The organism is Streptomyces sp. NPDC007945, from assembly GCF_042958885.1.
Classification (GTDB): Bacteria; Actinomycetota; Actinomycetes; order Streptomycetales; family Streptomycetaceae; genus Streptomyces.
The window spans coordinates 40,327-51,105 of sequence record NZ_JBIBJV010000002.1 but is presented as its reverse complement, the minus strand read 5'-3'; the positions used below and the strand labels follow the sequence as shown (position 1 = coordinate 51,105).

The window sequence follows — 10,779 nt, the reverse complement described above, 5'->3', positions numbered from 1 at the left end:
AAGTGCCGGGGCCGGTCGGCGGAGGTTATTCCGTCGATCGGCCCCGGCCGTTCCGTGTACGGTTTCGGTGTTCCCGTCCAGCGGTGGGCGGGGCCACTGACCCCGAACCGGCGGGACATCCGGACACACATGTATGTGGGGACTCTGTCCTTCGACCTGCTCCTCGGCGACGTCCACTCGCTCAAGGAGAAACGCTCCCTCGTGAAGCCGATCGTCGCCGAGCTCCAGCGGAAGTTCTCGGTGAGCGTGGCGGAGGTGAGCGGCCAGAACCTCCACCGGAGGGCCGAGATCGGCGTCGCGATGGTGTCGGGGGACCTCGGACACCTCAACGGCGTGCTGGACCGCTGCGAGCGGCTGGTGGCCGCCCGGCCCGAGGTGGAGCTGCTGTCGGTGCGCCGAAGGCTCCACACTGATGAAGACTGAATGAGCAAGGCAAAGAAGGAGACGGACCAGTGGCCGACAACGCGCGGGCGAAGAAGCTGGCGGACCTCATCCGGGAGGTGGTCGCCGAGAAGCTGCAGCGCGGGATCAAGGACCCCCGCCTGGGTACGCACGTGACCATCACGGACACCCGCGTCACCGGTGACCTGCGGGAGGCCACGGTCTTCTACACGGTCTACGGCGACGACGAGGACCGGGCGAGCGCCGCGGCCGGCCTGGAGAGCGCCAAGGGCATCCTCCGTTCGGCCGTGGGCCGGGCGGCGGGGACCAAGTTCACCCCCACCCTGGCCTTCGTGGCCGACGCCCTCCCGGAGAACGCCCGGACCATCGAGGACCTCCTCGACAAGGCGCGGACCTCCGACGCCCAGGTGCGGGAGGCGTCCTCGGGCGCCGCCTTCGCGGGCGACGCCGACCCGTACAAGAAGCCGGGCGAGGACGACACCGCCGAATGAGCGACACGACCCCCACGCCCGACGGCCTCGTCATCGTCGACAAGCCGTCGGGCTTCACTTCGCACGACGTCGTGGCCAAGATGCGCGGGATCGCCAAGACCCGCCGCGTCGGCCACGCCGGCACGCTCGACCCCATGGCCACGGGCGTCCTCGTCCTCGGCGTGGAGCGGGCCACCAAGCTGCTCGGTCACCTCGCGCTGACCGAGAAGGAGTACCTGGGCACCATCCGCCTGGGCCAGACCACGATCACCGACGACGCCGAGGGCGAGATCACGGCGTCGGTCGACGCGTCGAAGGTCACCCGCGAGCAGATCGACGCGGGCGTCGCGGAGCTGACCGGCGACATCATGCAGGTGCCGTCGAAGGTCTCCGCGATCAAGATCGACGGAAAGCGGTCCTACGCGCGCGTGCGCGGCGGCGAGGAGTTCGAGATCCCGGCCCGTCCGGTGACCGTCTCCTCCTTCCGGGTGTACGACGTCCGCCAGGAGACCGCCGAGGACGGCACCCCGGTCGTCGACCTCGTCGTCTCCGTGGTCTGCTCCTCCGGTACGTACATCCGGGCGCTGGCCCGGGACCTCGGCGCCGGGCTCGGCGTCGGCGGTCACCTCACCGCGCTGCGGCGCACCCGGGTCGGCCCGTACAAGCTGGACGGCGCCCGCACCCTCGACCAGCTCCAGGAGGAGCTGACCGTGATGCCGGTCGCCGAGGCCGCGGCGGCGGCCTTCCCGCGCTGGGACGTCGACGAGAAGCGGGCCCGGCTGCTGCTCAACGGGGTCCGCCTGGAGATGCCCGCCTACCCCAAGGGCGCCGTGGCGGTCTACGGACCGGACGGGAAGCTGCTCGCCCTGGTGGAGGACCACCGGGGCAAGGCGAAGAGCCTGGCCGTCTTCGGCTGACGGAGCCGGCACGACGAAGGGGCGGGTGCGCGCGGCGCACCCGCCCCTTCGGGTTCTCCCGACCCGGGTGCGCCTTTTTCGCGTCCGGGTCGGCGGACGCGCCCGTTGACGTCCGGGTCGGCGGACGAGCCCCTTCCGCGGCGCGGCCGCACGCCCACCCTCCCGCGCGTCTCCGCCCCGCCCGCGGCGCGTGTCCGCAGCGCGCCTGCTCCCCCTCCCGTTCGCGGCGCGGTCCGCACGCCCGCCCCCTCCCGCTCGCGGGCGCGGCCCGCACGCCCGCCCTGTCGGCGCGGCCCGCACGCCCGCCCTCTCGCGTGTCCGCAGCGCGCCCCGCCCCCTCCCGCTCGCGGCGCGGCGGGCCCACCCTCTCGCGTCTGCGACGCGCCCGCGCTTTCGTGTTTCTTCACCCCATCGGGGAGGCGCTTGGAGTGAACCGGGGGAGTGCGAGGGGGCGCCTTGGCCGCGCGGCCCCCTGCGGAGGCCCTCGCCGACCTACCCTCCCCCTCATGGGACGCGGGGACCTGGCGGAGCCGGTTGGGCTGGTACGCATCTGCGATCTGGCGGGCCGGCCGCGCGGCACCGGATTCCTCGCCGACCACGAGGGCACCCTCGTGACCAGTCACGAAGCCGTCGACGGGCTGGCGCGCGTCGTGCTGCACGCGCCGGGGGAGCGGATCCGGCTCGCCGAGGCCGACGCGATCACGCCCTTCCCCGAGCAGGGACTGGCCCTGATCCGCACCGACGGCCTAGGCGTCCCCCCGCTGCCCCTCGCCACCCGCGCGGCCGTCGAACCCGGCACGTATGTCAGGATCGCCGCGCACGGCTGGCGGGAGGCCCGCGTCCTCGGCCCCGCCGCCGTCACGTACACCGCCACCGACCGCTGGCACGTCCTGACCGACGCCCTCGAACTCGCCATCGGCACCGAGGGCGCGGAGGCGCTGCGGCTCGGCGGCCCGGCCGCGGGCGGCCCCGTCGTCGACAGCGCCACCGGCACCGTCCTCGGCGTCCTCGGCACCGCCCTCCAGGGCGACCCGCGCGCCGCTGGGCACGCCGTCCCGATCCGCCCCGACGGGCCCCTCGGCGCGCTGGTGCGCCGCAACTCCGCCACGATCCCCGCCCACGGCCCCGACCTGAACCTCGCCGCCCTCCTGGAACTCACCGCCCCCACGGCGCTCGCGCCCGCGGAGCCCGCCCCCTGGCCCGCCCCGGTCGCCCGCCCCACCGCGCTGCGCACCGTCACCGGCTTCGCCCGCGGCGCGGCCCCCTCCGGCGGCGCCCCCGTGCTCACCGTCGTCGGCGAGCCCGGGTGCGGGCGCACCACCCTCCTCGGAGCGGCCTGCGCGGCGCGGACCCGGGGTGTCGCGCCCGCGCCGACCGTGCGGCTGCGCGGCGCCGACCTGCGGGAGGACGACGGCTCGCTCGCCGACGCCGTCGGGCGGGTGCTGGAGCGGGCCGCGCGGATCGCCGCCGCCTCGGGGGACGCAGGCGACCCCGTCCCCGCCGACCGGGCCGCCCTCCTCGCCCGGGAGGCCGGCCGGCCCCTCCTCGTCGTCCTCGACGGGCCCGAGGAGATGCCGCCGTCCCTCGCCCACCGGCTCGCCGGCTGGACCGCCGCCACCGAGCGCTGGCTGCGCGCCCACGGCGTCCGGCTCGCCCTCGCCTGCCGCCCCGAGTACGCCGAGCAGGCCGCACCGCTGTGGAGCGCGGCGCCTGCCGTGCTCCGGCTCGGCGACCTCACGGAGGACGAGGCCACCGCCGTACGCCAGGGGTACGGCATCGGGGACGAGGACCTGGCGGAGGCGGACGCCCGGCACCCGCTCGCCCTGCGGCTGCTCGCCGAGGTGCGGGCCGCGCTCCCCGGCGACGTGCCGGGCCGGCCCGGGCGGGCCGAGATCTTCACCGCCCATCTGGACCTGCAGTGCCTGCGGATCGCGGTCAGGATCGCCGCCGGGACCAGCCCCCGGCCCGGCGGCCGCGCCGTCCGCCGGCTCGCCGCGCGCGTCACCGGCCAGGTCCACGAGGCCGCCCGGCGCTGCCTCGGCCCCGGCCACGGCCTCCTCGACCGCGCCTCCTTCGAGGAGCTCTTCCCCTGGCGCGACGGCTGGGCCCCCGCCGTCCTCACCGAGGGCCTCCTCGTCCCCGCCGGCCCCGGCTACCGCTTCGCCCACGAGGAGCTCGCCGACTGGCTCCAGGCCGCCCACCTCGACCTCGACACGGCCCTCGACACCCTGGTCCCCGACCCCCGCGAGACGCACCCCGCGACGGACCCCGCGACGGACCCCGGCGAGCGGGCCGGGGACGACGCCGGGACAGGTGCCGGGACGTGGGCCGGGGACGATGCCGGGGGCGGAGCCGGGACCGAGGCCGCGCCGCGGGCCGGGATCGAGGCCGGGACGCGGGCCGGGATCGAGGCCGGGACGCGGGCCGGGGACGATGCCGGGGGCGGAGCCGGGACCGAGGCCGCGTCCGGAGCCCGGACCGGAGCCGCGTCCGGAGCCCGGACCGGAGCCGGGGCCGAGGCTGGGGACGGAACCAGCCCCCGGCCCGGCACCGAAGGCGGGGACGACGTCGGGGCCCGGGTCGGCGGCGAGCGGGCCGTGGTGCCTCGGCACCGGGTCGGGATCGTCCTCCAGGCGCTGCTGCTCGTGCACCGCGAGGGCGGGCCCGCCGCGCTGGCGCCCCGCCTCGATCGGCTCGTCGGCGCCCTCGCCGGATGCGCGGAGGAGACGCCGGAGGAGGCCGTCTGGTGGGGGCGCACGCTGCTCGCCCGGGCCCTCGACCGCGTCGGCGACCCGCGGCCGTACCTGCCCGTGCTGCGCCGGCTCGCCGACCGGGTGGGGGAGGGCGCCCGCCGCGCGGACGCCTTCGACGGCCTCGGGCCCGACTGGTGGGGGCGGCTCGCCGTCGGCGAGGACGAACGGCTCGACCTGCTGCGCCGGACCGTCACCGCCGACCCGGCGGGCTGTCTCGCCCTCGTCGAGGAGCTGCTCGTCGCCCGCACCCGGGAGGTCCAGCCCCTGCTCTGCCGCTGGTTCACCGACGGCCGGGGCCTGCCGGGGCGGCCGTACGTCACCGTGGGCACCGTCGCGCAGGAACTGCTCCACGCCCACCGCGGGCTCGCCGCCGACGACCTCTGCGAGGCGCTCGTCGCCACCGCGCACCCGCTCGCCGAAGGGCTGCTCACGGCGCTCGTCGACGACGAACCGGCCGCGCTCTGCCGCGCCGTGGACCGGTGGGCGCACGACGACGGCCGGCCGGAGCGGCGGATCGCCGCCGCCCTCCACGGCACCCTGCTCGCCGCACGCCGCCAGGACGGGCAGGCACGGGAGCTGCTGCGGTACGCGGCGCGCGCGCTGCTCGACCGCGCCGCCGACCGGGCGCTGCACGGGGCCGCCCTCGGCATCCTCGTCCGGGACCCCGACGCCCGCGGCGACCACCTCGCGCGCGCCCTCGCCGACCCCCGGGTGCCCGCCGACGCGCTCGTCGGGGCGCTGCCCGAGCACCCGGGGGCCGTGCTCGACGCCTTCCGGGACCGCCTCGACCAGGGGCGGGACCCCGGCGGCGCGCTGCGGGCCCTCGCCGCCGTCGACGCGCCCGCCCTCACCCGGCGGATCGCCGGCCTCGTCCGGGAGTACGCGCACCGCCACCCCGAGGGCGCCGCCCACGTCGCCGGCTACGTCGACCTGCGGTTCGAGGAGGGGCCCACCGCGCGGGCCGTGCTCTTCCCGCTGGTCGTCGGACTCGTCCACGGCCCGTCCGCCGACGTCCGGCGCGCCCTCGCCCCCGTGCTCGCCGCCCCCGGCACGGGCGCCTCCCGCCATCTGCGGGCCGAACTCCTCGACGTCCTCCTCGACCACGAGACGTACGCGACCGGGTCCGGCGACCTCGCCGTGGCGGACGCGCTGCTGACCGCCACCGCCGAGGGCGCCGCCCGCCGTTCGCTCCCGCGCAACCGCGCGCTGCTCGCCAGGACCGCCGCCCTCCACGCCCGCCACCCGGACGGCGCGGCCCACCGCAACCGGCTCCTCGCCGCGCTCGCCACCGACCGTCCGGCCTTCGCCGCCCTGCTCGCGCACACCCTGCCGGCACCCCGAACACCCGGCACTTCCATGCCGATGCGGACCGACGGGCGTGGGCATGGCAGTCTTAGACCTGCGTAATGGGCGTACAGGGCGAACAGGCGGACGAGGAGCGGTCACAGTGCAGCGCTGGCGTGGCTTGGAGGACATCCCCCAGGACTGGGGGCGCAGCGTCGTCACCATCGGCTCCTACGACGGTGTGCACCGAGGGCACCAGCTGATCATCGGGCGGGCCGTGGAGCGCGCCCGCGAGCTCGGCGTCCCCGCCGTCGTCGTCACCTTCGACCCGCACCCCTCCGAGGTGGTGCGCCCCGGCAGCCACCCGCCGCTGCTCGCCCCGCACCACCGGCGCGCCGAGCTGATGGCCGGACTGGGCGTGGACGCCGTCCTCGTGCTGCCGTTCACGGCCGAGTTCTCGCAGCTGTCGCCGGCCGACTTCATCGTCAAGGTGCTCGTCGACAAGCTGCACGCCCGGGCCGTCGTCGAAGGCCCCAACTTCCGCTTCGGCCACCGCGCCGCGGGCACCGTGGAGTACCTCACCGAACTGGGCGCCACCTACGACTACGAGGTCGAGGTGATCGACCTGTACGTGAGCGGCTCCGCCGGCGGCGGACAGCCCTTCTCCTCCACCCTCACCCGGCGGCTCGTCGCCGAGGGCGACGTGACCGGCGCCGCCGAGATCCTCGGCCGGCCGCACCGCGTCGAGGGCGTCGTCGTGCGCGGCGCCCAGCGCGGCCGCGAACTGGGCTTCCCGACGGCCAACGTGGAGACCCTGCCGCACACCGCGATCCCCGCCGACGGCGTCTACGCCGGCTGGCTGACCGCGGACGGCGAGCGGATGCCGGCGGCCATCTCCGTCGGCACCAACCCGCAGTTCGACGGCAAGGAGCGGACGGTGGAGGCGTACGCGATCGACCGCGAGGGCCTCGACCTGTACGGCCTGCACGTCACCGTCGACTTCCTCGCCTACGTGCGCGGCATGCTCAAGTTCGACACCCTCGACGACCTGCTCGTAGCCATGGCCGGGGACGTCGCCACGTGCCGCACCCTGACGGCCGAGTACGACGCCGCGGCGCACTGACCCCCCCGCCGGGGGCCGTCACCAGGTGACGTACAGCTCCCTCGGACCGCGGATCAGGCCCTTGGACTGGAACGGCACCGACTCGGGCGGGCCCGCGAGCCGCAGCTCCGGGTAGCGGGCGAGCAGGGTGGAGAGCATCACCTCGGACTCCATCCGGGTCAGCATCGCGCCCATGCAGTGGTGCGGCCCGTGCCCGAAGGAGAGGTGACCGGTGCCCGCGCGGTCGAAGTCGAGGACGTCCGGGTCGGGGAAGACCTCCGGGTCCCGATTGGCCGTCAGGTAGGAGGCGTACACCGCCTCGCCCGCCCGGATCAGCACCCCGCCGACCTCGACGTCCTCCGTCGCGATCCGCGGCAGCCCCACGCCGTTGCGGTGCGGGATCCACCGCAGCAGCTCGTCCACGGCCTGCGGCAGCAGCTCCGGCTCCGCCCGCAGCCGGGCCAGCAGCTCCGGACGGCTGAGCAGCACGTAGACCATGTTGGCGCTGTTGTTGCGGACCGCGTGGGCGCCGCTGATCAGCACCGCCATCGCGAGCGACACGGCCTCGTCGGCGCCGATCCGGCCCTCCGCGAGCGCCTCGGCCAGCTCACCCGCCAGGTCCTCCCGGGGCTCCGCCATCCGGTGGTCGAGCAGCCGGGTGACGTAGCCGTGGATCTGCGCCTTGGCGGCGCGGCTGCTCTCCGGGCCGGGCCCCGAGGAGAGGATCAGGTCCGGCCAGGACGCCAGCTCGGCCCGGTCTTCCTCAGGGATGCCCAGCAGGTCGCAGACGACCGCCATCGGCAGCGGCCCGTGCAGATGGGCCATCAGGTCGGCCGGCCGGCCCGCCGCCTCCATGGCGTCCAGGAGGCGGTCGCAGGCCGCCTGGGCGAGGGGCCGCAGCCGCTGGACGCCGCGGCCCGTGAACGTCTTGGTCACCGCCTTGCGCAGCCGGGTGTGGTGCGGCGGATCGGCGTAGTTGAGGGCCGCCTTCGACGCCACCATGTGGCCGGTCATCTTGGTGACCTGGCGGTCGAGCAGCGCCGTCCGGCTGAACCGCGGGTCGGAGGTCACGGCCCGCACGTCGGCGTACCGGGTGACGAGCCAGGCCTCGTTCTCCGCGGCGAACGGCAGGCTGATCCGGGAGACGGGTTCCTCGGCGAGCAGCTCGGCCAGGAGCGGGTCGAAGTCCAGGGCGGGCAGGTCCTCCACGGCCCACACGCGGGCCGGCCGGGCGGCGGCGGGGCAGCCGGCCGGGGCGGCCCCGGGCGCGGCCGGTCCGGTGATGGGAGCCCCGGACGGCGGAGGGGCGGCCGTCCGAGGAGCGGCGGACGAGGGGGCGGACGGCGACGGCCGGGGCGCGGGGCGCCCGGGCGGTGGCGGTTCGGACGCCGGCGGCTGCGACGTCAGGGGTTCGGAGGTCATGCGGTGCCTCTTCCCGGTGGCGGACGGACGCGACACGCCGAAGGCCGCACAGCCCCCCGTACGGCCGAGCCCGCCGCTCACCCTCCGTGACCGGTCGGATGCGTCGCGGTTGCGGGCTCGGGAACGCGGGGCGAGTGTGGGCCGCAGTTCGCCCGATCGACAAGAAGGAGCGAGTGCCGTGGTGACCTTGTGCAAACCCGCGGTGGCCGTGCCGGAGCACGTGATCACGATGGAGGAGACCCTCGACCTCGCCCGTGCGCGCCACGCCGACCATCCCCAACTCCCCCTGGCGCTGCGCCTGATCGGCAACACCGGGGTCGCCAAGCGGCACATCGTGCAGCCCATCGAACGGACCCTGGAGCATCCCGGCTTCCAGGAACGCAACGAGCTGTACGAGGCCGAGGCCAAGGCGAGGGTGCCCGCCGTCGTCGAGGAGGCGCTCGGCAACGCGGGCCTCCGCCCGGCGGACATCGACATGATCGTCTACGTGTCCTGCACGGGCTTCATGATGCCCTCGCTCACCGCGTGGATGATCAACACCATGGGCTTCCCCAGCCACACCCGGCAGATGCCCATCGCCCAGCTCGGCTGCGCCGCCGGCGGAGCCGCGATCAACCGGGCGCACGACTTCTGCACCGCGTACCCGGACGCCAACGTCCTCATCGTGGCCTGCGAGTTCTGCTCGCTCTGCTACCAGCCGACCGACCTCGGCGTCGGCTCGCTGCTCTCCAACGGCCTCTTCGGCGACGCCGTCGCCGCCGCCGTCGTGCGCGGCCGGGGCGGCTCCGGCATCGCCCTGGAGCGCAACGACTCCCACCTGGTGCCCGACACCGAGGACTGGATCGCCTACAGCGTCCGCGAGACCGGCTTCCACTTCCTGCTCGACAAGCGGGTGCCCACGACGATGGAGCCGCTCGCCCCCGCGCTCCGCGAGATCGCCGGCGCGCACGGCTGGGACGCGGGCAACCTCGACTTCTACATCATCCACGCGGGCGGGCCGAGGATCCTCGACGACCTCAGCCTCTTCCTCGAAGTCCCGCCGGACGCCTTCCGGTTCAGCCGGGCGACCCTCACCGAGTACGGCAACATCGCCAGCGCCGTGGTCCTCGACGCGGTCCGGCGGCTCTTCGAGGAGGGCGGGCAGCCGGAGGGCGCCCGCGGCATCCTCGCCGGCTTCGGCCCCGGCATCACCGCCGAGATGTGCCTCGGGCGCTGGACCGCCGCCGCCCAGCCTGCCGAACCGCCGCTGGCCGCCCGCCGGATCGTCGGCTACTCGCCCCGCTTCCAGCACGCCCGCAGCCGGGCCTGACACCCGGCACGTCGCTCCCCGCTCCTCCCCCCACCCCCACCCCCGCCCGATCCGGCCCGGACCGGATCGGGCGGAGCAACCTCCCACACCCGCCAAGGAGTACCGCATGTCCGCCACCCCGCCGTCCCGCCGCCTCCGCGCGTCCGCCGCGCTCGCCGCACTCCTCGCCGGCACCGCCGCCTCGTTCACCGCCGCGCCCGCCCAGGCCGCCGCCCCCGGCGGAGCCCGGGTGCCGATGCACCAGTGCTGGGTCAACGGCGTCTCCGCGCCACCCGGCGACATCGTCAACGGCACCCCGAACGACGACCACATCTTCTGCGACAGCGACCTGGAGAACGTCACCGTCTGGGGCGGCGACGGCAACGACATGATCGAGGTGCGCGGACTGGTCATCGACTCGGCCGTGATGGGCGGCGACGGCGACGACGTCATCCGCGCCAAGCACCTCGTGCCGCAGAACGCCTCCAGCATGGTCCGCGGCAACCGCGGCAACGACGTCATCAAGGTGGCCACGGTCGTCGGCGAGGGCGCCGAGCACGGGGCCGTCGTGCACGGCGACGACGGCGACGACAAGATCACCACCGGTTCGGTGAGCGGCGCGCCCGGCAAGTTCAACCGGGGCGGCGGGATCGTCACCGGCAACGACGGCGCCGACACCATCAAGGTCGGGGTCGTCGACTTCTCCGGACGGGTGCTCGGCGGCAGCGAGGCCGACATCATCGAGGCCGCCGGCCTCGGCCCCGAGTCGGGCGGCCTCATCCAGGCGGGACCCGGCGACGACAGGATCAGCGGTCCCGGCGGCGCGATCCTCACCGTCGGCCCGCACTGGGGCATGCTCGACGCGGGCGTCGGGAGGGACACCTGCACGGTGAAGTCCGTCTCGACGCGGACCTCCATCAGCGCCTGCGAGGTGCTGCCGAAGGCCGACCACCCGTCGGGCGCGAAGCCGCAGGCCCCGTCCGGCGCGAAGCCCGCGCAGCCCGCCGCCCCCGAGGGCGCCGGGCAGGCCGCCCCGGCGGACGCCGAGCAGGCGGCTCAGGCCGACGGCCGGGACACGGCCCCCGTGGGAGCCCCGCCGGCCGGCTGAGCCCGCCCCCGCACCACCGCCCGGCGACCCGCC

Annotated in this window: 8 protein-coding genes; 7 read left to right on the top strand and 1 reads right to left on the bottom strand. The window is 76.0% G+C overall.

The annotated features are described in order from the left end of the window. The first annotated feature begins 129 nt into the window (after nucleotides 1-129). The 5 genes from ACFZCF_RS05545 (at nucleotide 130) to ACFZCF_RS05525 (ending at nucleotide 6,949) form a co-directional block, all read left to right on the top strand. Nucleotides 130-423 (top strand): DUF503 domain-containing protein, encoded by a 294-nt coding sequence (locus ACFZCF_RS05545; RefSeq protein WP_031008504.1) that lies wholly within the window; start codon nucleotides 130-132, stop codon nucleotides 421-423. 29 nt (nucleotides 424-452) lie between these two features. After that, complete coding sequence (gene rbfA, locus ACFZCF_RS05540; protein WP_388435609.1) at nucleotides 453-893, top strand: 30S ribosome-binding factor RbfA; 441 nt, start codon at nucleotides 453-455, stop codon at nucleotides 891-893. Further along, nucleotides 890-1,789: a tRNA pseudouridine(55) synthase TruB gene (truB, locus tag ACFZCF_RS05535; protein WP_388435605.1), complete on the top strand. Its 900-nt coding sequence runs from the start codon at nucleotides 890-892 to the stop codon at nucleotides 1,787-1,789. The genes rbfA and truB overlap by 4 nt, the downstream gene beginning before the upstream one ends. 506 nt (nucleotides 1,790-2,295) lie before the next feature. After that, the gene (locus ACFZCF_RS05530; protein WP_391284858.1) at nucleotides 2,296-5,949 is read left to right on the top strand and encodes a trypsin-like peptidase domain-containing protein; all 3,654 of its coding nucleotides are present in this window, start codon (nucleotides 2,296-2,298) and stop codon (nucleotides 5,947-5,949) included. A gap of 40 nt (nucleotides 5,950-5,989) precedes the next feature. After that, entirely contained in the window at nucleotides 5,990-6,949 is a 960-nt protein-coding gene (locus ACFZCF_RS05525) for a bifunctional riboflavin kinase/FAD synthetase (protein ID WP_391284856.1), read from the top strand. Nucleotides 6,950-6,967: 18 nt separating this feature from the next. Here ACFZCF_RS05525 and ACFZCF_RS05520 read toward each other — a convergent pair whose 3' ends face one another. Continuing rightward, nucleotides 6,968-8,137, bottom strand: coding sequence for a cytochrome P450 (locus ACFZCF_RS05520; protein ID WP_391284854.1), 1,170 nt, complete (start codon nucleotides 8,135-8,137; stop codon nucleotides 6,968-6,970). A 73-nt stretch (nucleotides 8,138-8,210) separates the two neighbouring features. On the opposite strand from ACFZCF_RS05520, the gene ACFZCF_RS05515 reads away from it, so the two are divergent. Both ACFZCF_RS05515 and ACFZCF_RS05510 read left to right on the top strand, forming a co-directional pair. Beyond that, entirely contained in the window at nucleotides 8,211-9,659 is a 1,449-nt protein-coding gene (locus tag ACFZCF_RS05515; RefSeq protein WP_391284852.1) for a 3-oxoacyl-[acyl-carrier-protein] synthase III C-terminal domain-containing protein, read from the top strand. A gap of 106 nt (nucleotides 9,660-9,765) precedes the next feature. Further along, the gene (locus ACFZCF_RS05510) at nucleotides 9,766-10,746 is read left to right on the top strand and encodes a hypothetical protein (RefSeq protein WP_388435590.1); all 981 of its coding nucleotides are present in this window, start codon (nucleotides 9,766-9,768) and stop codon (nucleotides 10,744-10,746) included. Nucleotides 10,747-10,779 lie beyond the last annotated feature (33 nt).